Annotated in this window: 7 protein-coding genes; 1 reads left to right on the top strand and 6 read right to left on the bottom strand. The window is 54.1% G+C overall.

The window, feature by feature from the left end:
* Nucleotides 1-17: 17 nt before the first annotated feature.
* The 4 genes from SH467x_RS10340 to SH467x_RS10325 form a co-directional block, all read right to left on the bottom strand.
* Complete coding sequence (locus SH467x_RS10340) at nt 18-3,335, bottom strand: hypothetical protein (RefSeq protein ID WP_482371190.1); 3,318 nt, start codon at nt 3,333-3,335, stop codon at nt 18-20.
* Between the two features lie 55 nt (nt 3,336-3,390).
* Nucleotides 3,391-4,968 carry a hypothetical protein gene (locus tag SH467x_RS10335; RefSeq protein ID WP_482371189.1) on the bottom strand — a complete coding sequence of 526 codons (1,578 nt, stop codon included), beginning with the start codon at nt 4,966-4,968 and terminating at the stop codon, nt 3,391-3,393.
* Nucleotides 4,969-5,212: 244 nt separating this feature from the next.
* Entirely contained in the window at nt 5,213-10,576 is a 5,364-nt protein-coding gene (locus SH467x_RS10330; protein WP_482371188.1) for a protein kinase domain-containing protein, read from the bottom strand.
* A gap of 1 nt (nt 10,577) precedes the next feature.
* Complete coding sequence (locus tag SH467x_RS10325) at nt 10,578-19,349, bottom strand: hypothetical protein (RefSeq protein ID WP_482371187.1); 8,772 nt, start codon at nt 19,347-19,349, stop codon at nt 10,578-10,580.
* 416 nt (nt 19,350-19,765) lie between these two features.
* Here SH467x_RS10325 and SH467x_RS10320 point away from each other — a divergent pair, with 416 nt between their 5' ends.
* On the top strand, nt 19,766-20,473 hold the full coding sequence (locus SH467x_RS10320; protein WP_482371186.1) for a hypothetical protein: 708 nt from the start codon (nt 19,766-19,768) through the stop codon (nt 20,471-20,473).
* Nucleotides 20,474-20,502: 29 nt separating this feature from the next.
* On the opposite strand, the gene SH467x_RS10315 is transcribed toward SH467x_RS10320, so the two are convergent.
* Together SH467x_RS10315 and SH467x_RS10310 are read right to left on the bottom strand one after the other, a co-directional pair.
* The gene (locus SH467x_RS10315) at nt 20,503-22,716 is read right to left on the bottom strand and encodes a site-2 protease family protein (protein ID WP_482371185.1); all 2,214 of its coding nucleotides are present in this window, start codon (nt 22,714-22,716) and stop codon (nt 20,503-20,505) included.
* A gap of 76 nt (nt 22,717-22,792) precedes the next feature.
* Nucleotides 22,793-23,782: an efflux RND transporter periplasmic adaptor subunit gene (locus tag SH467x_RS10310; RefSeq protein WP_482371184.1), complete on the bottom strand. Its 990-nt coding sequence runs from the start codon at nt 23,780-23,782 to the stop codon at nt 22,793-22,795.
* Nucleotides 23,783-23,801 lie beyond the last annotated feature (19 nt).

Genomic DNA, 23,801 nt, shown 5'->3' with positions numbered 1-23,801 from the left:
TTAGAGTTCTGCCTTGCCTACCCGACCCCTCTCTCCACATTCAGATTGATGTCATTAATCGCTCTCATCAATTCCACCGCATTGATGAACCCATTCTCCTTCTGCCAAGGATTAGGCTGAAAAAATATTCTATTGTTCGCTGGGTTCTTCTGAATAAAATCTTGATATCGTCGCGAAATCGCTAACAGACTCTCGCGATATTTCTTCTTGTTCGCTAAATCCTTTTCCTGCGCTGCTTTGTCTTTCGGCGCTGGGGCCTGTAAAACGAGCAATCCCCTCTCAAACGCTTGAGCATCGAAATCGGACAGGACTCGTGTGACGACCTGCTCGTTGAACTTAGACTGAACGTTGCGTCCTTGATCGGCGGTGAACTCGTCGGACGCCTCTGTCAGCGACTGGGAAATGGCTTTCGAAAGATTGCCGAGCGAGCCTTCGAGTGTTTCAATCCCTTTGCGCCATCGAGCATTCAATTGACTGAGATTCTCTTGTCCGCGACCCGTGACTTGACTTCCCTTTGGATTCTTTGCCAGTCCCTTCATCATCCTACTGGCCAATTCCATCCTCTTCGCAGCCTCTGCGAGATTCTTATTCTTGTAGGCCCCTTTCGCGGCCTTCGCCGCATCCACATAACGCTTGAACTCCCCTTCATCCACCTCAGGTGACTTTGAAGCGATTGTCTTCGCCTTTTCGAACTCGCTCAAGGCAATTTCGTAGCGGCCCCGCAAACCTGCATTCTCGCTCTGCAACTTCTGTTGCAATTCTTCACCTTTCTTGTCCTGATCGATGAAGTCCTTAAACAAGCCATTTGCGGTATCTTCGATGGCCCAATCAATCTCCTTATTGATCTCGTCAAGCAGGCGGATTAGCTGATCGAATCGCTCCTTGCTGTCTGCGGCAATGGCCCCTCCCTGAACTTCGGTAAGCCGGCCGTACAGTTCAAGGTTCAGTCCGGAGATCGTTTTCCCAGAAGCCTCTTTGATCTTCTTGCATAACTCACCCATGATGCGTTCACGAATGGTTGTGATTTTCTCAAGGCAAAGTTTCTTGCTCCCTTTCAACGCTTCGTACTTGTCGAATACCTCGCGCTTTACCTCCGCCTCCAAGCCCACTATCTTCTTGGACCAAGTCGTAAAGGTTCGAACCATCGAGCCCGCTCCATCATTACGGAGTTCCTGGAGCGTCGACGCTACGATCCCTTGCTTCCCGCCATAGATTTCCGCTCCCTTTCGCATGGTTGCCAAAAGATCCTTTTCAGCGAGTCGTTTGATCATCGCTTGCAATCTTTCCTTCAGCAAATCGTATTGAATGAAGCTGTCTTGAGGGATCAGTATATTCATACCGGTGTCCTTGATCAGATTCTTGCACTGATCTTTTAGCACCTCGATGCGCGCGATCGCTTCATTCATCGCGGATTTATTATCCGTTTGCACAATTGCTTGAAATCCCTTCAATTCTTCATTCGCAGCCGCGTGCCATGTTTCTTCTCGCAACGTCGTTAAACGGCTTGCCTTGAGCCATGTGCCGAGCAGATCGATTTCTTTCGTCAATGTCCCCCGAAGCGTATCGATTTGCTGGGTGGCTGTTTCCGTTAGTTGGGTCGCATCAACAATCACTTGCTGGACCAAATCCCAATGGCGTTTCTGCGTTTTGGACTGTTCGTCGTAGCTCAAATCATTATCGAGGACAAAATCATTCTCCCGCCGCTGCAGCCACAGCGCAGCATCTGCAAAAATCTTTTTCCATTCCGTATCTTTGGTCGTGTCGATCGTTGGATCGGCGTTCATAGCAAGGTAATCTCTAGCGAGTTTTTTTGCTTGCTCCAACCCCATGCTCAATTGCTCGACCAAGGGCTCAACGCTCCGCTTCTTCCTGTAGGCTTCTTCAAGATTCTGGAGGGTTGTTGGATCGGAAAGCGATTCGATTTGCTTTTGAAACTCAGTCAATTTGTTCTTGGCTTCTAAAGTCGCTTTCGATATCTCGTCGACGCTCGGAATCGCATTCTTAGAAAATGGGGTCAGAACCAGATCGCTATGAAGGCTTGATACAACTTGACTAATGGCATCAACAAACCCCACTGCAAATTTCTGGGCATCACCCGTCACTCCATTGGCGAGCATCGTCACCGTGGATGCGAGCTTCTGAACCTCCAGCTGACCCGCGATAAAGCTATTTCCGGCATCCACACACGGCTGCACTTCTTCGATAGCTTTATTCAATAAGGACACAGCCTTCGCATAATCCTTCGTCTGCTCCCCCACGGCGACCGCGTTTGCCAAATTGCCCAAACCGATGAGCCGATATTGAGGTGGTGCTAGCCCCTCCAGTTGGTTTTTTAAGGTCGCATAGTCGTTTTCTCGCAGACGTGTCCATATATCGTAATTGTTTTGAGCTGGCCCCAAAAGAAGCTTCAATTTGCCCAGTTCGGTTGCATTGATTTTGCTACCAGCAAGGCTCCAATTCTTTTCTCCAGCCCCATTGACTCCTGCGACATAACCGGCGAGCAGCGGTTGCAATTTATCAACTGGCACCACGGTCTCTGCGACGGCCATCCATTTTCGGTACTCTTCGATCGATGCGTCGTATAGCTCTTTGCCTTTTTTGTGAGCCAGCTTTACCGATTCCGCATCGCTCACGGCATTGATGATGGACTGCAGATGCCCGTCCGCATCCTTCTTGCTGACGACCGTGGTCCAGTCTAGCTTTGCGAACTCGTTCAATTTCTTTCCCACTTCACCTGCTGAAGTGGGATCAAAATTCTTCGCAAAAGACTCTTGCAGCTTCCTGAGCAAAACCAACTTCTTCCCAAACTCCTTGCGCGCTTTTAATATGTCTTCTCCCTCAGGCAATTGCTTGATCTTTGCATTCGCAAGCTTGACCGAAGATTCCTTGTTCTTAACCGTCGTATCAATCTTCCCTTGAAGCGCTTTCAATTCCTTTGCTTTTAGTACAATCTGCTCATACTTCTTTTTCATATTGGCAGAAGCATTTTCACGATCTTTACTAAAAAACTTGGCAGCCTCCTTTTGCTCCTCGAATTGCCTGTACTCGCGGCGCAATACCTCGAGATCAAACGCCAATCCCATGAACTCGCTGCTATAGCCATCGAGTATATTTTTTAATGACTCGTCGAAGCCGGCAAAGGATTTCAGGTCATCGAGGCCATCCACCGTCTTTTGAATGGAAGACTCCATTTCGGAACTGTCGGTGAAGCCGATCCCGAGTCCCAAGACCTTGCGACAGTGTGTACACCAGTTCTTCGCGATCTCGACGGTACCCTTCTTTTGAAACTGTTCCTTTTGGGTGTTCTCAACGGATTGGGGGGTTCCAACTGACATCGTATCCTCAAGTAATGGACGGCTAAAATTTGGATGGGTGACGGAATAGCAAAACTTAGTTTGCTAGTTTTGCTTCGAGATCGTTCAACGCATCTTGAAGCACTTCACGGACCTTGATGTCTACGCCGAGGGCTGATTTGGCATCGTCCAGCAACTGAACCACTTTGTGGTTTGCAAGATCGTTCTTGAATTGGACCACGGCCGCCAATGCTTGCTTCAATGGACTCTGATTCGAATCGGTGGCCGTCTGGGCGCTAAAAATGGCGTCGTTCAATCGATCGGAAAGGCCTTCGATCGAAACAACAATCTCAGCGACTAATTCGTTCGGATTTTCGCCCGGAACCATTTCTGCGATGGGACCAAGAAGCTTCTGCACTTCCTCAATCGCACTGGCCAATGCTTGTTGCCATCGGCTAAGTAGAAACTTTTTCCTTTCCGCGACGATTCCTTTCGGAATGGAATCCGTCTCTTTCACGCCCGATGCCATGGCGGTCGTCACAGCTTGAAGTAGCCGATCTATCGCTTTGATTGCATTGGCAAACGAACCGTCGCTCCCTTGTTCTTGGATATACGCCATCACAGCGCGGAATTTGCTGGTATCCCCCAGTTGTTGGCGGATCGCATCGTTGTAAAGAGGCTCTAGTTGTGCAAGCTTCTCTCGGTATTCCGCATCCAATCCGCCCGGTTGCGCGGTCTCGCTGGGAACAGGTGGAACCGGTTCCCCCTGGCTGCTGGTTAATAGGCTCTTCAACAGCTGTCCAACGCTTAGAATCCCCGTCCTCGCTTCTTGAAGCTCGCCAGACTCCAGCTGCTTTTTGATCGTCGCAACAGGGGTAAGGAGCTCGACTTTGCGATCTGGGAACGTTGCGACGGCCTGTTTAAGCTGGGGAACCAACTTGTTCAGCGCATCTTGCAACTTCGTTTTCAGCGGGTCTTCGCCTTGCGTCGGAGCGGGTGGCGCTGGCGGCGCGACCGGTGGAGGAGGTGGAGCAGGTGGCGCGACTGGGGGTGCATCCGCAGTAGATGCAACCGGAGCACTCCCACCCGACATCCAAGCGTTGAGCTGGGCCTCGAAACGATTGACCTGAGGCTCCGCTTCGTTGAAGTTTCCGTCTTGAAGCAAGCTTAAGATCGCTTGGTTCTCGCTCTCGATCGTTCCGACCAAGTTAGGTTGGCTGCCCGAAACAGTTGCGATCAACTCCGCCAGCCCCATGAAGCGAGCGACGAGAGGGTGGCTCAGGTCTTCGTCGTCAAACGGAATGGACGGCAACGATGCAACGATCGCAAAACTAGGCTTTGCCTTGAACTCCGCATGCTCCTCCAAGAAATCCTTGAGCGTCTTCTCTTTGCATGGCTCCGAGTCGTAGCCATCGGCGGTCGAAAGGTTGAACACAAGGTCCATACCCTTCCCCGTTATGACTCCAATGTACGCATCCCCCTTGTAACCGAGCTTCTTGGCGTCCGCAATTTCCGATTTCTTGACCGGCTTCTTTTTGACGAGCAAGTACTTCAGCTTCACTCCTTTGCAGATCAAAAGAAAGCTTCGGGGTTTCCCCTTTTTCGCTTCTTCGAGGAACTTCACCGTGTCTTCGCCGAGAGGAGGCAATGCGTCATCTTCGTCTTCGCGTGCCATCGATCGTACCTTTTTCGGGAACAGGGGTTTTTAGAGGTCAAGAATGGAAGTTGCGGTTAACCACGCATTATCCTACCAAGTTTTTGCATTCCGCTATCACCCTGGTAACGCACGGGGACTCCGGAAACGCAAGTTTCCATGCTGGATAGTGTCGGTGAACCGCAAAGCACGATCCAAGCATTTTCAGTACAAAGTAAGCGCGTTCAGACCGCTCGCTACTTCCAACGCCAAATCGGGCAGCTCCTCAGCGTGCCGATTCGGACTGTGGGCTAAGGCTGATAGCCCGGTCTGCCGTGTCCAACGCAACGGTGATTTGCGTTTTAGAAGAGAGATGCCCATCCTCGGCGCGGAGGACACGAAAATAGAGGATTCCTTGGTTTTCCAGCGAGGCAGCGGTGTCGACCGGCCGAACGGCGATCGCTCCCAGCAGCTCTTGGATCATCGCTGGAGTGGCGTCTCGAAGCGGCTTCAATCGAAGGCTTTTCTCGCTGTTTCGAGGTCGCTGGATTTCCGCGATGGGAACTCCCTCGTCACTGCCAGGTAGCTTCGCAATGAGTGTCTCCCCCACCTGCTGATAGCGCTGGACCGGAAGCTGGATCTGGATTTCGAACGGTAACGAACCGTCCGGTCCGGAGTCGACTTCCATCCAGTGCTTGGAAAGATTGCCTGGAGTTGGGACGCTTAACTCGAGCAGTTGGCCAATGGCACTCCAAGCGTTGTGGGCCGGGATCTCTGTTTGATCCTGGGTCGCCCGCAGGTGTGGCGGTAGTTCTTCCGACTCCCAAACCACGCTATCTCCCTCTTGCCCTACGGAGAGAATCGAGCTTCCATCGCGGGAGAACTCCGCCATGTTCACGGCGGAGCGGTGGTAATTCAGCGCCATCAGTTCTCCTAGGATGGTACGACCCGCTTCACGCTCCCGCGTATAGCAAATGCTTCGCGTATCCCAGATGCGAACCGAGGTATCTTGACTCGAAGAAAGGAGTCTCATCGAGTCGCGAGAAAACTCGAGGGATGTGATGGCTGCGGAGTGCCCCACGAGTGTTGCCAGCTTGGAATTGTTGGACACATCCCACAAGCAAATGGACTTGTCGTTCGAACCGGTCGCTAAAGTAAGGCCATTCGCAGATAAAGCGAGACACCCCACCGTCTCCAAATGCGCCTTCACTTCGGATTGAATTTGCAAGGTTCTGGGATCTAACCGAAGAACCCGTCCGTCGGAGATGGCGATCCAGAACGAAGAAACATCGCTCGAAAGGACCGCTGCGGTAGGTACCATCCCGCTTGCAAGCTGCGCAGTCTGAGTCGGTTTCGCTTGCTGGACATCCCACAGAACAACCAATCCAGCTTTGTCGAGCGAAATCACATGGAGTCCATCCGAAGAAAACTGCATGCTCGCGATCTCGGTGGAATGGACTTTTTCCCACTGAAGAAGACTTCTCCCATCCTGCACGGACCACATTTGAATGGTTCCATCGCGACTGCCACTAAGGATTCGGGAACCGTCCGGCGTGTACTGAATTTCACAAATAGACACGTTAGGCCGGAAGCTGGCGATTAGCCGATTCCATTTCGTGCTCCAAAGGCGAGCGCCACGTCCTCCATAGGTCACCAAACGCTTTCGCGTCGGGTCGTTCAATACCCCCCAAAGCGAAGCATTCTGCGGCCCTTCGACCGGAAAGGTGGATGAGCGCCCACTATCCAGATCGATCTTGGTAACCGACCTGGTCGATCGCTGCGGGGCGATCAATGTGATGGCGAGTTGCAATCGGTTATCGAACTCGAAATCAAGCGACTGGACCATCGAGTCGGTGAAATCCTCTTGAAATAATTTCTCCCCTTTCACTCGATCAAAAATCCAAACCCGCGTCGAGTCCTTCGATAGAGGGGCTGCGCAGGCCAAGTGTGTTCCATCCATCGAAATGGCAGACGACTGCAATGGTGCGTAGGTCTGGATCCGAGATTGGGGAACTTCATCGCCCGTTTCGGAATTCCAAGTGCTGATGCTCCCATCGGTACTAACCGCCACCAGACAATCCCGTTGCACGAAGTTGGGAGGAGTTGGGGCAAAGAAGCATTCGACAATGTTTTCTTTATGCGCTTTCCAAGTGCGAATGGGGCTCTTTGTTTCCGCGTTCCAAAGCGTGAGGAATCCTTCCCGGCTCGCGGATGCAATCCTTTCTCCGCTATCAGAAATCGCCACCGCGCTCGGCTCCGAGAATGGTTTCTTTCCATCGAACGCATCCCCATCGAACGAACTCAATCTCGCGACTTCGACATTCCTGTCCAACGACCAAATGGGGATCCCGTTTTGATCTCCGGTCGAAACCAGCCATCGTTCGTCTCTTGAGACCGCGAAGCGGATGTTTCGTCCACTGCTCTCCAGGACAGCCGTTTGTGTTCCTCGTTCGACATCCCAAATCCGAAGGGTATTGTCCCCTGCTGCGGTCACTAAAATTTGGTGGTCGCGAACGAAGCGCGCTGCGTTGGCGAGATAATCATGCCCCTCGCGAAGCAGACTCAATTGCTCTCCTTTTTCTCTTGACCAAAGCTTGATCGAGCCATCGATGTAGCCGGTCGCGACGCTCGAACCATCTGGGGAGATTCTCGCTTTGAGAGCTGCGATACCACCTCCTGAAAAGATCTGCTGTTCACGGTAATGATCAGGGTTCCAAATCTTAATACTTTGGTCATCCCCTCCGCTCACTATCCGGTCACCGACAAAGTCGCAGGATCGAATCCAACCACCATGCCCGCGAAACGATCGGCTAGGTGAGAGGATCCCGTTCTGGGTATCTGCCGTTGTCGCACCTGCGTCCGATGTGCGAGGACCTAGAGATGCGTCATGTCTCGTCTCTTGAGAAACCTTCCACAAACAGACGAGGTTATCGCTTCCGCAACTGACGAGATCCTCTCCGCTTTGAGCGAATCGAATGCAATGAACACTTGCTTCATGCCCTCGTAAGTGTTGGTGTTCGATCGCTTTGGGTGGAGTTCCTTGAATTGCCAACTGAATTTCCTGGACTGCATTCTGACCTCCCTGTCGAATCGAAACAGGCCACACCATGATATTTCCACCGCTATCACCCGAGGCGATCCGCCGGCTATCGGGGGAAAAATCGAGAGACAAGACCGATGAGGTATGTTCGGAAAACCTTTGTACCTCGGGAGACTCTTCCTTTTGGATTTGGGATGCGTCCCAAACGCGAACCGTTCCATCGGTACTCGCTGATGCAATCCAGCGTTGATCTGGAGAATATCGGACGCATGCCACACCTTCTAAATGGCCCACAAAGGTCTTGATGGTCTGGCCATCTTTCCAATTCCATACCTTGACCGACTTTCTCTCGCCCCCTCCGACAAGGACGGAGACATTGGAATCGGGGTGAAACGCAAGTGAATCGATACGCGTCGAATCCAGGTTGCGATCCTCGGCCTGAAACGCATCTTGATTCCTGGACCACACCTTTACCGAGTAACCGAGTTGCGCACTCCAAGCCGACGTAGCGATGCGTCCCCCTCCAGGAGACAAGGCGATGGCGATCATGCGGTCGCCAGCTTGCCCCGAGGCGATCTTCCGACCGGTAGCCGCGTCGATCAATCCAAACTCGCCATTGAGCAATCCATATGCGATCTCCTTCCCATCCCTCGAGGAATCCATCGCGACGACATCCTCTGGAAAGTCGATCGTGACCACCCCTGCGGTTGTTTGCTTTTGGGTTCCACCCTGAACCAGAAATCGAAATCTTCCCCACTCCCAATGTCGCAGCTTGCTTTTTGCGTCGGATTGCTCGAGTCCGTTTAGCAAATTCGATGCGATGAGAAAGCTATTTTCTTGAATACTGGCACCGATCAGACCGATCTCCGCAAAGTACGCGTTTTCATCCGCTTTGCGTTTCTCGTTTGCCGTTTCCAATCTCGATTTGTCCGCCGCGAGCCTCGCCAGTTCCGCGATGCGAGTCTGCGTTTCCGCCCGTTGCTGTTGCTCGATGGCAATCGTCTTTTGGTCCTCTGCCTTGGACTTTGCGTCATTAGCGAGGACAACGAGCCCCTTGAGTTCTTCTTGAGCGCCTAGCAAATCGTCATTGAGTTGAACCGACCTGCTATAGAGAAACAGGATCACACAGGAACCGAGCGAGCCCGTCACTAGAATGAACGCGCCTAGCACCACCGCGATCCGTCGAATGGCCGTCAATCTAGCCTGTCGAGCCGCTCGATCGGATTGCCCTTTCTTCAATCTGGTAATGAGTTCGGGAGCATTGAACTCTTCCTCTTCCAAGACCGAAAGTCCAAGGTCGAAATCTTCCTTGCGGTAAGCGGCCTCGGCGTAGGCCACTCTCGCATTGGTAAGTCCTTCTCTCGCTTCCGCATTCTCCGGCCATAGTTTGATCGCTTCACCGAAAGCGAACGTGACATGGTTAAACGCTGCGTAATTGGCCGACTCCTCCGCCGCGATCAACTCCGCCTTGGCGCTTTCCATCAAAGCGAGACTTTCGCGATGGTACTCGAAGTTTCGAATCGCTTTCTGAAAGTCCTGGACCGTCCGGTACCGTCGCCCCGGAATGGTTTCCATCGCTTTCATCGCGATGTCCATCAACTCGCCTGATCGATCGCTCTCGACGATGACATTGTTCGCAGCATTGCGAACACACTCCAAGACGTCGCTTCCGTCATGCGGTGGCTTACCCGATAGAATTTCGAAAAGTATGGCCCCCAGCAAGTAGATGTCGGATGCCGTTCCGATTCTCTCAACCGGCCCTGACGCCAACTCCGGTGCCATGTAAGCGGGCGTGCCACCCATGGCCTGCGAGCGGAGAATGCTCGATGACTTGTTGAACCCCTCCGTCGGCATGGCGATGCCCCAGTCCATGACGAGGACTTCTCCGAATCCTCCAAGCATGACATTCTCGGGCTTCAAATCGCGATGGATGACGCCTCTGGAATGGGCGAATGCTACCGCATCGGCTACCTTGTGCAGGATCTCCAAATTGAGTTCGAGCGTCTGATTGTTGATGACCCGATCCCAAGGGGTACCGACCACATTCTTCATCGCATAGAACAGTTCCCCGTCCTTGTTGCGTCCCAAATCATAGATCGGAACAATATTGGGGTGATCCAACTCCCCCGTTAATACCGCCTCCGCCAGGAATTTATCGCGATGCTCTGGTCGCACACGATACTCGTCGCGAAGCATCTTGATCGCTACTCGCCGATCGATGCTGGCCTGCCTCGCTGCATAGACGACGCCAACTCCACCCTCGCCGATCACCTCCAACAATTCATAGTCGAGTGACGTACCGAATTGAAGATCTTTGCTTTCGAGGATCTCGCGCGGCTGGATCGAATAGACCGAATCCGATACTGTCAATTCTCCGCTATCGGATTTGATCGTACGGTGCAGATCGGAATTTGTAACAATCGATTGCTTCCAAAGGGACGCGATCTGATCCGTTTTCACCTCGGGCTTTCCCTGCCCCTTCGGCTTGCGTTCAGATTCGCTCTCGCTCGAAGAATCGGCCCATTCCATCATCGCCCCGCAATGAGGACAACGTCCCTCGTTCAGAGGAACATCGTTCAAGACCGCACGGCAAATCAGGCACTCGCGCACGTTAGTTGGCTCCTAAGGAATTTGAGGAGGGCTGCGTCCGAGAAGCCACTTGCTTTCTCAGTTTTCTCGCCGCCCGCCGGAACGATTGTGGTGGCAATAAGACGGAAAGAATGCTGGCGGCGAGCCCCTCGCTCCCAACCAGTCCCTCGCTTCCCGCCTCCCCTGGCTCTTCACTTCGGGTCGAACTCGCAGGATCAAGACCCTTAGGGGCTCCCTCGCGAGATTCGTTCCTCGGCGATTCCAGCAAATCGTTCCCAAGTTCTCCTTCGGGCTGCACTAGCCCCGGAATAGGGACTTCATCGGCAGTGGCTTCCTCAAGCTCAAACGGTAAATGCTTCTTCAAGTAAAAGTCGCGAAGCAACAATTCGATCCCACCATCCAGAATGGCATAGATTCGATAACGATTGTCACCGAGACGCCGGAAGAGACCAGGCAGATCGGATATATCGCTCTCGGATAGCTCGATGTTATCGCTCTCGGTAACTTCGCCAGCTTCGTTGCGAGGAGTGACCAATCGCAAGACATACTGTCGCTCTGTTTTTGTTACGACATCCGAAACACTCGACGGTAACTCGGCGACTGTGTTCGACGCAGCAACAAGAGAATTGGCCTGCACGATCACTTCGCTTGCCAACACTATCACACGGCTTGTGAATTGCACTTGTGGCAATTCGATTCGCAACGCAAACAATCCGGCGGCCGGTACTGTCAATTCGACTTGAACGACCTGGGTCAGCAGATCGCCAGTGCCGAATTGATCGGAAATTCGTATTCGCTGAAATGGGTCCGTCGTCAGCGTGAAGACGATAGGAATGGGAGCAGCAGGATCGCTGATATTTGGATTTCCCAAGTATTGATGCTGAATCAAGAAAGGAATGCCCGTTGCATCAAACCTGGAAACGCCAGGATACGTGGATAACGGTGATCTGGGGCCCAACGGAACGTTGTCGACCGCCCCATCCGCCCAATCGATCATGATGCCAAAATTCTTGTCGACCGTAATGGGATTGGCAGCACCAATGCGAACGAACAACGATGCGCTGCCGATCGCGTCCACATTGACTCCATCTGGATTCGCGATTGGGATAATCTCTAACTCTGTTGGAATCCGGTTTAACAAGGCCTCGGTTTGAGAATTCGAAGCTCCGACTTGGATGACCGCGCCATCTTGCAATTGAAACCGACCGCCGGACTCGGCGTTAAAGATCCCTGCTTCGCTCGAGGTCTGTGCTAAGGACCCAGCTTGCATCAGAATATCTCCCCCCGCAATCAACTCAATATCACCATTTCCACCAGCGAGAATACTTCCGGCAAGCAACAGGGTTCCCAACGGGTTGACCAACGTGATATCGCCGCTCCCCGATGCCGTCGAGGCCTGAAGCACCACAAGGCTTCCTCCCCCGGTTTGTTCCAAGGAAACGCTTCCTGAGCCATTGGACTGCAATCGGTAAACGAGGAGGGGCAAGACGCTTTCGTTGAGAACTTGTACATCGCCTAAGTGAGAGAAAGCTCTCAGCACCGAGGTCTTCGTACGAATGGGCGTGTCGTCCCCAACGCCACTCTGAGCAACGAACTCGATCGAGCTTGATTGCAGGGTGCCCGCCCCAAAAATGGTCCCGCCCGACACGACTTGAAGGGTCCCTTGCTCCACCACGACATCGCGTTGGAAGTCCACATCCCCTGTGCCGGAACCAAAAAATGACAGCGAGCCCAATCCTCCAACTTGGATACCACTCCCCGTTATGACAACGTCGCTGTTCAAAGACTGAATCAAAGCATTTGACTCACCCGCACTGGGGGTCCCATCGGCTACGGTTAGAAATCGCTCCAGACTCATCGTGCCACCGGTCTGTGACACATGGATATTCGTACCGTTCAGCCCCTCTATGTCCCAACTGGCTACACCTGACGTACTATTGGCGAGCCGGATATCTCCGCTTAACGAATTTCTCGCCTCGATTCGATTGGTCTGAATCTGAATGGGTGTAGCGGAACCGATTCCATTGGCAGCGAAGAATCGTACCTCGGACGCTTTCACTGTCCCGGTCGATTCCACACCCCCAATGCCCAATCCATCGTTCGCAGATCGAACCGTTAGACGCTTCGCGAGATCAGACCCTTGGAGAGATACGTCTCGGTCCGCGATGACCTCCACTTCTCGAGACAATCCCCCGCTCTCCAACGACGCCAACCGAGCGGACCCTCCCAGGCTAATGAACTGAACCGGAGTAAGAGAAGTTGCCAACGTGATGCGAGCGACATCGTTGTCCATCAATAGGTCGCCCGCGTTTGCAATGACTTCTGTCGTCGCGCTCAATCGTATGGAATCGGATATGCTTAAGAAGGTGGCTAGCGTGGCACTATCGACGTTCCCTTGAACTTCGAAGACTCGCCAATTCTCGACCAGAATGGACCCGGTCCAGGAAGTCAGAGCACCTGCGATCAAGGCGTCGTCATTCCGCTGCACACTCCCTCGAAGACTCAATGTCCCCGCCTGCAATGATTGCGAAGAAAAGGACGCTCCCACCGAATCCGCATCGCTGTCGACCTGAATGCTGAGCTGAGAAGCTGGAACCAACGTTACCGCGCCTAATTGCATCCCTCCCTCCGAGGAAAGGGATAAAGACACGGAATCGGCGGAGTCAACGTCCGCCAATTCCAAACCATTGGCATCTCCCGTTGAAATGATTTGATAGGCTGATCCATTGCCTATCAGGCGAATGGAACCGACTCCCGTTCGAGCCAGGACACCTGCCCCTCGAACAGTAAGCGGGTTCTGAAGCTGGACTTCCCCACTCACGTTTTGTAACTCGACGGTCCCAAGCGATTCAATGTCGGATTGGACGAATACCGACTGCACGTCTTCGACTAGCAAGCCATCGACTCCGAGATCCAGTTGATCGGTGAAGAGCACCTCGTCGTTGTCCGGATCACCACCCGTTATGCGAAGCCCTCGCGATTGAACACTCCCAGCGCGGAACATCGTATCGGTTCGCGCCGTCGAGAGACCGATCGAGGCCTCTACCAAGCCGTTGGTCAGTAAGACATTCCCCAACAGAATCGAATGGTCACTCAACAGTTCCAGCGTCACATCCCCCGTTCCGGTGATGCTCGGTGTCTCCAGCGTCGTATTGTTGCCTTGAACCTCTAAAATGTTCGTGCCACTGGCACCTAGTAACTCCAACAAGCCTACTTCGCCTGCGATGTTGATATTCGTCGCCGAACGAAGATCTGTTCCCGATGCTAGCTGCACCGAACTGAGATCCTCGAACTGAATCGCTCCACTTCCTGTCGTGACATCTCCTCCCAACCACAACGTATCGTCTCCCAACGCCGAACCGGTAAACGTTATCGATGCACCATCCAAGGCGCCTGTGGCCGTCAACGAAGAGACCGAATCGTTGTCCGTATCCAATTGGATCGATAAAGAGCCTGTGTTCAAATCGATCGAACCTACCGAAATGCTACCTTCCGAAAGAAGACTCAAGCCCTGCGAACCCGATGCGACCACATTGCCAAGCTTTAGCTCGTTCGTATCCCCTAATACTCGCAACGTCGCACTATCCACCAACTCCGTCAGCGTGTTGCGGAAGTCCAAATCACCATGGACCGTCACCGTCACAGCCGATCCAGAAGGATGATCCAATCGAGTTCGACCAATCGTCGTCCCTCGCGTATCGATCGAAAGGGAACTACCTGACGTCGAAAGATCAACATCCGCTAACAACACATTTCCTGCCACATTCGAACTGTTCCCCACAACCGTCGAGCCTGTCACCAACGACAAGCTTCCCGCTCCCGTAAAACGGGCGTTGCGAACATCGATCGCTCGGGAACTCAAGCCCGCGACCCCTCCTGGGTTCGTCTGCAACGAAAGCGGATTCGCCGCTGCAAGCTCGACCGTCCCTAATATCTCCAAACCAACCGTCGATGCGTTACCGCCATTGGAACCATCTACTCCCAACACCCGCGCTCCCGTACCGGTCACGGTCAACGTCCCGCTCTCGTTGAGAGTCCCTGCACCTCGCATGTCGATCAACAACGAATCGAAGTACATACTACCTCCGTTGGTGACTCCACCGATGCGAATGTCGCCACCATCGTTCCCGTTATCCACTACACCAAGACCCGTATGCTGCGTACGCAACTCCAACGTGCTGGTATCACTCAACGGAGTCAAACGGGAGGATCCAAAGTCGATCGAACCGGCTTGCTGACCCAATGTCCCATCCCGAAGATCGATCACACCGGATGCGATAATATCCGTCGCCGTTGCATCCCCCTGGTTGATCTGGAACAACGCAGGAGTTCCTGACTTGCTCACCAACCGGACGCTCCCAATCGTTACCGTCCCGTCGCTCACAGAACCACTGCTCTGAATCGACAACCGATTCAATCCACTACCTGTCCCGACCACAGGCCCCAGCATGACGGCTCCACCCTGCTGAGCACCTCGCGTGTCGATCTCCAACGAGGCTTCTCCGTCCACTCCCGCAATGCTCGCCCCTGCGCCCCATTGGACTTGCCCAGCCGTGTTCGCAGTGCCTCCCGCTCCTCCTGTCGTCAACGTCCTGACAGCCGTGCCATCGACATCGACACGTCCCGAGAGAAAGAGAATGTCGCTGCCATCGGTTGTGATATCCGCGTTGAGAAGGATCGCCCCCCCTGGCCCAACTTCAAACGACACATCCCCATCGGAGACGATACCTCCCCAGAGATCGATCGACTGCACGTCTTCGACTAGCAAGCCATCGACTCCGAGATCCAGTTGGTCGGTGAAGAGCACCTCGTCGTTGTCCGGATCACCACCCGTTATGCGAAGCCCTCGCGATTGAACACTCCCAGCGCGGAACATCGTATCGGTTCGCGCCGTCGAGAGACCGATCGAGGCCTCTACCAAGCCGTTGGTCAGTAAGACATTCCCCAACAGAATCGAATGGTCACTCAACAGCTCCAGCGTCACATCCCCCGTTCCGGTGATGCTCGGTGTCTCCAGCGTCGTATTGTTGCCTTGAACCTCTAGAATGTTCGTGCCACTGGCACCTAGTAACTCCAACAAGCCTACTTCGCCTGCCATGTTGATATTCGTCGCCGAACGAAGATCTGTTCCCGATGCTAGCTGCACCGAACTGAGATCCTCGAACTGAATCGCTCCACTTCCTGTCGTGACATCTCCTCCCAACCACAACGTATCGTCTCCCAACGCCGAACCGGTAAACGTTATCGATGCACCATCCAAGGCGCCTGTGGCCGTCAACGAAGAGACCGAATCGTTGTCCGTATCCAATTGGATCGATAAAGAGCCTGTGTTCAAATCGATCGAACCTACCGAAATGCTACCTTCCGAAAGAAGACTCAAGCCCTGCGAACCCGATGCGACCACATTGCCAAGCTTTAGCTCGTTCGTATCCCCTAATACTCGCAACGTCGCACTATCCACCAACTCCGTCAGCGTGTTGCGGAAGTCCAAATCACCATGGACCGTCACCGTCACAGCCGATCCAGAAGGATGATCCAATCGAGTTCGACCAATCGTCGTCCCTCGCGTATCGATCGAAAGGGAACTACCTGACGTCGAAAGATCAACATCCGCTAACAACACATTTCCTGCCACATTCGAACTGTTCCCCACAACCGTCGAGCCTGTCACCAACGACAAGCTTCCCGCTCCCGTAAAACGGGCGTTGCGAACATCGATCGCTCGGGAACTCAAGCCCGCGACCCCTCCTGGGTTCGTCTGCAACGAAAGCGGATTCGCCGCTGCAAGCTCGACCGTCCCTAATATCTCCAAACCAACCGTCGATGCGTTACCGCCATTGGAACCATCTACTCCCAACACCCGCGCTCCCGTACCGGTCACGGTCAACGTCCCGCTCTCGTTGAGAGTCCCTGCACCTCGCATGTCGATCAACAACGAATCGAAGTACATACTACCTCCGTTGGTGACTCCACCGATGCGAATGTCGCCACCATCGTTCCCGTTATCCACTACACCAAGACCCGTATGCTGCGTACGCAACTCCAACGTGCTGGTATCACTCAACGGAGTCAAACGGGAGGATCCAAAGTCGATCGAACCGGCTTGCTGACCCAATGTCCCATCCCGAAGATCGATCACACCGGATGCGATAATATCCGTCGCCGTTGCATCCCCCTGGTTGATCTGGAACAACGCAGGAGTTCCTGACTTGCTCACCAAACGGACGCTCCCAATCGTTACCGTCCCGTCGCTCACAGAACCACTGCTCTGAATCGACAACCGATTCAATCCACTACCGTCGGGATCCTTGACGACATTTCCCATCACGATGTTCCCGCCGACGTCGGTGGCTTGGCTCCTGACCTGAAGGTTTGCAGCGCCCCCTGTTCCATCGATGCGAACAACGCTCCCCAGATTGATTTCGCCGCCTATCGCGCCACCACCACTGTTCGAGTCCATGGTTCGAATCGAGCCACCATCGACCAAAAGTCGATCTGCAACGATGGAGATGGAACCGCCATTGGTTTGAAGATCCCCAGCCAGTTCAACTTCGGAGGTGTTCGACCCTTGAATCACAAGCGAGTTACCCGACCCCTGCACCGACAGGGAGCTATCGATGAAGACATCAGCACCTCCCGAAGCGACAACGGTCAACGCGTCGGCGTAGGTATGAGAGCTACCTGCCAGCGTGATGTCTCCTGTCTGGAGCGATTGACCGTACTGGATCCCACCAGTGAATCCGGACGCGATCGCCAGCAAGGATGCGTCGCTCATTCTCAGATCACCTGACGCGCCCGTCCCGAATCCCAATTCCGTGTCTGTTTGCAATCCTTGTATTCGAAGCTGACCAGAAGTCGATTGAATCGATCCTGCCCCACCGCTGAAAGCCACGATGGAGGCGGCTTGGATTTCCAAATCCCCGGATGCTGTGGTGACATCATCGAGGGTAATAGATGTACCCGTCGTATCGGTCGCCCTGAGTTGAATATCCCCCCCGAGACTGGAGATTAGCGCCGTTGCCTCGAGAGACCTCGAAACAGATGTCATGGCGAATCCTAGCAATCCGGAACCGTCGCCAATAGCGACCGCCCCCAACGTAGTATCGCCGCTGGTGGCGGATAGATGAAGCTCTCGCAGTGCGCTCAAGTTCGCGGAATCGGTTCGGATGTTTCTGCCAGCAGTAAGTTGTAAAGAAAGTACCTGGTTGCCCGCGATATTCCCCGACCCGTTGAACTCAATATCGCGAGTGGCACTGAGGCTTAATGTGGCATTGTCCGATCCGGTGACATTGATCGCGGCTTGTACCAAGATGTCGCCATCTCCGGACCCCGTGGAGGTGATGTACGAGACCGAGACGCCATTGTTGAGTTGGGATTCGATCGTGCTTGCCAATACGTAAGTCACCGTCGCCGTGTTGGCGGTAGGCGTGGAAACGATGACGATACTGGCGGGATCGACTAACCATAGTCCACCGCGACCAGCGCTGGCTGTGAGGACTGCTGGGTTATCTACCTGGAGCGAGCCGCGACTCGACGTTTCTATGAAACCACCATCTCCACCCAAGAGACCACCGCGGGCTCTCAAGTTCCCAAACCCTTCGATCACCGTGCTCGTTTCCGACCAAATCACAATGGATCCGCCGTTGCCAAGCTTCATCGAATCGGCTTCGACCACCGCCGATGCGGAGACTTTTACGGATTGGGAGTTGGCGCTACCCAGGAGCGTACCTTGTTTCCCACCACCGATCGATATTTGTCCGCCATGGAGATCGGAGGACGCATTCAATCGAGCGCCGTCCTGCAATTCGACATGATCCCCCAACAATACGATCTGGCCTCCCTCGCCGAGCGCGCGTCCCGATACATCGATTGTGCCGGACACGAAAACCGAATGCCCCAAACCAGCGTCGAGAGTGACATGGGCTCCAGAGCTTGCAGTGATCTGTCCCTGGACGAGTATCGTGCTCCCTCGGATGTCCAGCGACTTCGAATTAGTTCGAAGATCCGAGATTTCCAAAGTCGCAGACGACTCGGGCTCGAAGAATCGTATCTGCATCGCACTGCTGTCCGCGAAGGTCCAACTTCGATTACCGCCAGATAGAACCTGTGTTTCGCTCCCGACCCATTCTTCGCTCGATTCCCGTGCGAGACTTTCAAGCCCCCATTCAGCAGACGCGTTCATGATTTCGAAGGTCTGCGAAGTCGAGCTTGAAAGATCCTGCATGGATTCGACGCTCGAAGCTTCGATCAAAAGCCCCTTCGCATCGGGGGCCGCGTAGTAGGTTCGACTCCATGCGTTCGATTCCAGCCGTGTCTGAATCTGTTCCCACACTCGGTTTGGCGAAGAGAGGACTTGGAGCGAGTCTTCGCCCCCCTCGTCGTTTGGTCCTCCAGAGAATTGGATGGTTCCCTGCCAATTCAGCTCCGCGTCGATTCTCACCTCGTCGCGGTCGCTGGACCCTTCGATTCGGATTTTCTCCAGTTGGTCGTAGGCACCCTCCCACACCTTTTGTGCGTTGACGAGGATTTGTAGCTCGCCCGAGGAGCCCGAGGAGGCCTGTCGTATTTCAAATGTGTCGGTCCCCCCATCGTTTCGGCTCTCCCCTGCATCGATCAGCAGTTCGGAGACGTCGGTCGGAAATGGCAGCGGGGCTGCGTTGAGAACGCGGCGCGACTCCAACCTGGAATCGTACAAACGGGGATAGATCGATTCGTTGCTCTTCCGGGTGTTGACAGCGCGATCTTCGGGATCCCCTTTCCACCATCGCAGCAACTTGAAAAGAAACGACATCATGAATCGACAACGTGATCAAAGGGAAAAGGGTCGTGGACAAACACTTTCGAGGGGGGGGCTGCGACACACCCTACAGACGGGTGAAACGCTACTCTCGGACCTTTAGTCATAAAGTCGACAAAACGAACAAGCCTTACAATTTTAGCTGTGCCCCTCTCGGACGCTCAGCTTTTCATTTGATTTTCGTCTACAACCGCTCCAAAAGTCACACCTTATCAGGCTTGGATCACAAATAAGTTCTGTTTGTTCCTGTCGTACCGCGCAATCGGCGTTTATCGCTCGTAGGGAATGCCTGCAATTTCTGATTTTATGATGCTTGCTCATTCGAACATTCCCGTCAGCAGGGAGGGATCCCCGCCGCGTCGCTCTACCGAGAGGACGAATAAAAACCGCGTTTGGAACAGGATGTTCATGCGATGCCAACTCTTCGAACCACCCCCATTTGGCCTTCCATCGCTGTAGCGGTGGGTGTCGGCTATGGGCTCCCCGCGATCGCGCAGCAGGGGGTGAAGCTCCGACAATTGCAGGGACAGACCGGGCACCCCGTTGTCGTCGAAGCACCTGCGGACGCTTGGACGGGTGACGAACCGAGTTTGATGCCTCCCTCTCCGGTATCGGCAGGGGGAACGGAGAAAACAGGCACCCCACAGGCCCATTTCCTCCCCCCGATGAAGCCGATCGGGTCGGTTTCCATCGGATTGCTACCGAAATCGAAGGGGGATAGTACCCTCCTCCCCGAAAGCCAGGTGGAAGCAGTTCTTGGCCCGATACAGACCGTGGAGCCGCAGTGGTTCTCCTCCAACTCAAATATCTCGACGCCCGCCGTTCGTTCAGCGTCTGCGGTTCCCTATCAGCCTCTTTACTTTGAAGAGGTCAATTTGGAACGTTACGGTCGAACCTGCGGCCTGGTGCAGCCCGCCCTTTCGGGAGTTCGGTTCATCGCCACGATTCCCGCGTTGCCCTATGCCATGTCGGTTCACGACGCTCGCCAGCCCGCCTATTGGAATTGGCCTTATGAAGCAGGTTGGCCGGCACCGCGAGTACGAGAGTTGCCGCCGCTGCAACTCAAACCACTGGTCATCGAGGGAACGGCGTTGACGGCAGGAGCCTTTTTGATCCCGTAATCTCGCGAGCCGGAGATCCCAACAGGAATCTACCAACGCACGTTCGAAGAAATGGATCGCCACAAAATGGCAGCGAGCGGAAGAGGCGAAGTGCTTACCCATACCCTTCCGATTCCGTCGGCGTCGACGGATCGCTGCTCCCCCTGTAGCTCAATTTCGACGAGGTAAACCGTCTCTTTGGGCTTCGTTCCGTCGGTGGTCGCGTACCAAGAGAACAGGGATTCGCGTTGGAGTGCAGGGGGGATTTCTCCCGTGGCGTCTAGCTTCACCTGCCGGACTACCCCTGCAAAGAGACGATCCGGCTGCCTCCTCAAAAGAACATTGGCTTCTTGTCCAGGTCGAACTCCCACCACATCGGATTCGCGAAAGTAGGCGAGAAACACCGAACCTCCTTCTTGCTCCACGGTCGCAAGCCATGTTCCGCGTTCGATGTAGCAACCGAGGTTTGGGAGTGACAATAACGGTACTTGCCATGCCTGTGATTGCGACTCTTCGACGGCGCCTCGATCAGGCTCGACACACCACCCCGCTCGATCTGCCCGAACGGTGAGGAGGTCGAGATTCTTGTCAAGCAACGTTAGCTCCTGCTCCAGCCCAACGACTTGTTGCTCGGCGCTGAGAAGGGATTGCGATGCAGATTGGTCGAACGCACGTTTGCGGCGAAGACTTTCCTCGCGAGCTCTCGCTTGTTGAAGCTGGACCTGCAGATCGGATCTCTCCAACTCCAAGTTCGGATTCTCCAGCGTGGCAATCACCTCCCCCGCTTGAACATACTCCCCCGCCTCCACGCAGGATGCAAGCCTCCCGGCGACGATCGAGAGAATTGGTTGTCGTTGCTGCGGCTGCACAATTCCAAAAGAAGTCGCGTTCCAAGAAACGGGAACGGTAAAGAGAAGGACAATTCCCGCGAGGATGGCGGCTCCGCTCCCGAGACTGCGCGCGAAACTAAACCTGCGTCGGAACGAAGGGACCTTCATTTGGGAACCCCACTGCCATGTGGTCGCCAACGCAATGGTTCCTCCCATCAACAACGAGACCATCCAGAATACGGAAAGCATCCGCCATTGGATCGCCAACAGGTACAAGACCCACAGCATAGCTAACAGTACCGCGATCTGATACATCGACGAAGCCAACCCGAACCATAAAGAAAACATTCCCGAGCGCATCAATGGATCACGGGGTTGAAACGCAGGTTTTAGAAAAAACATTCCGACAAGCTTTCGAACCTGCGCGCGGGAAGCCGTCCATAGATTGGGACGATCCAGCGCATCGGAAAGAACAAAATATCCATCGTACCGAAGGAGAGGCTGGCCGTTGATCAAAATGGAATTGATCGAACAAACGATCATGACTTGAAGCGAAATCGCGTGGACAACTCCAGGGTATGTCAGCCACCAACACCAGAATGCAATCGCGGCGAGCACGCACTCGGCCGCAATACCTGCCCCAGCTACCGCCGCACGCTTCCATCGGCTCTCGAGCATCCACGAATCCGATACCTCGCAATACAGACAAGGCACGAATAAAAGGAGCATGACCCCTATCTCATTGCATTCGGCGCCGAATCGTCTGCATACCATCGCATGAGACAGTTCATGAAGGATTTTCGCGCCCGCTATCGCGAGAATCAGAAGACTGACGTAGCGAAAGGATAGATATTCATTCCAATCGGGTAGACGCTCTTGGACCGCTTCACGGTGGATCGCCGCGAAACAGACGGTGAAGACCAAGAAAAGAGCGAACAAAAGGATCGAGACCGGATGGAGCAAGGTTCGGGTTCTTCGTTCCACCTCGTCGAGAACAACTCGAAATGAAAAACCACGGAACCGGATACAAAGCAGTTTTTGAATCAGGCTCGCAGGTGACAATTTCTTGCTCTTCAACGATCTTGCGTAGAGCCGCTCGCCTGTCCCTGGACGATCAGCCAAAACCAATCCTTGATAAAAAAAATTAGCCAACAATCGCTCCAGATGAGGAATGCTCAATCGCTTTCCTGGGAACTGCTTCTCGAATCGACTTTGCAATTCGCGACGACTCGATCGACCATCCAAACACTGCAGCAGAAAATACTCCTCGTGAAGATACTGAAAATGCTGGAATGCAATCGGGTCCTTGATCGTGAACCTTACCCCCTCGCGTCCAACCGATTGGCGGACAATCAGATCAAGCCGCCTTCGGAGGGGAATGGGCCTATCCATCGCGGAGAGAAGTGCGGGAGGCGTTCCAAGGACGAGACTCATATCGAAGGCTACCCGCATTCCATCACGTGTTCGAACCGACGCCCAAGCTTCCTACGCATCAAAGTAAGGGGAAGTGTCACGGTAGCTTTCGTCGACGAGCATCGATAGAAGGATTGACGGTGGGGATGCGAATCGCAACGCGCATCCCAGGTGCAAGCCGTTGTTCAGCGTTGTCCACTTCGGCAACCACGCGACGACGATCATCGTTGATATCGACCTCGGGACTGATGAAAACAATCTTCGCACGAATCTCCCTCGCACCCTCTTTGCCAGGTGCCTGTGTACTCGTGTCGTTGATAAGGACTTTGACTTCGCCGTCGAGCGATAGCGAGGATGCCTGCTTTTGTGTGACATAGGTCTCCGCCCGCAAACGATCCAACTGAAGGACTCGAGCCACCGGAGCCCCCTGTCGAATCCATTCTCCCGGGCGCGCGAAGATTTGAACAACCGTACCGCGGATGGGGGATCGTATTTGACAATGGTCGAATTCGAGATTGGCCGCGTCGAGGGAGGAGCGAGCAAGATCATGCGTCAGATTGGCCAACTCCAAATCTTGCTTGGCCCGTTCAAGGTGTTGATTTGCCTCCGCCACACGGAGGCGAATCTGATCCATCTCCGCTTGGGACGGAGTATCGGGAAATCGCTTTCGGGACTCGTTCGCCCTTTGGAGCGCCGCGCTTGCTACCTCGACTTCGATCTGAGCGAGATCGACAGTGGAGTGATCTGCTCCCTTTAGTCCCGCGATTCTCGCCTGCAACTCGGCTTGGTCCCGTTTATGTTTTGCAATCCGGTCGTCCATGCGAACCAGGACGCTTGCTGGGTCGACGATCCCACCTTCTTGCACCACGATTTGGCGGACGGCGCCATCGAGAAGGGCTGGGACTTCCACCTCCTCCATCGCTTTCAGTAAAACGGGAGAGATGATGAGCTCGTCTGACGATTGAGCTTGGAGCGCCCCAGTCGGAACCATCGCGATCCAACAATAGGCCACCATGGCCATCGACGACCTGCACACCACTCCACGAAACGCTCGCGAAACGGTCCCATGTTCGTGTCTCGAATCCATGGATCTATTCCGATGGCGA

The organism is Brakhagea slesvicensis (assembly GCF_052161625.1).
Taxonomy (GTDB): Bacteria; Planctomycetota; Planctomycetia; order Pirellulales; family Pirellulaceae; genus JBKCUI01.
This window is presented reverse-complemented; position numbering and strand designations above follow the sequence as displayed.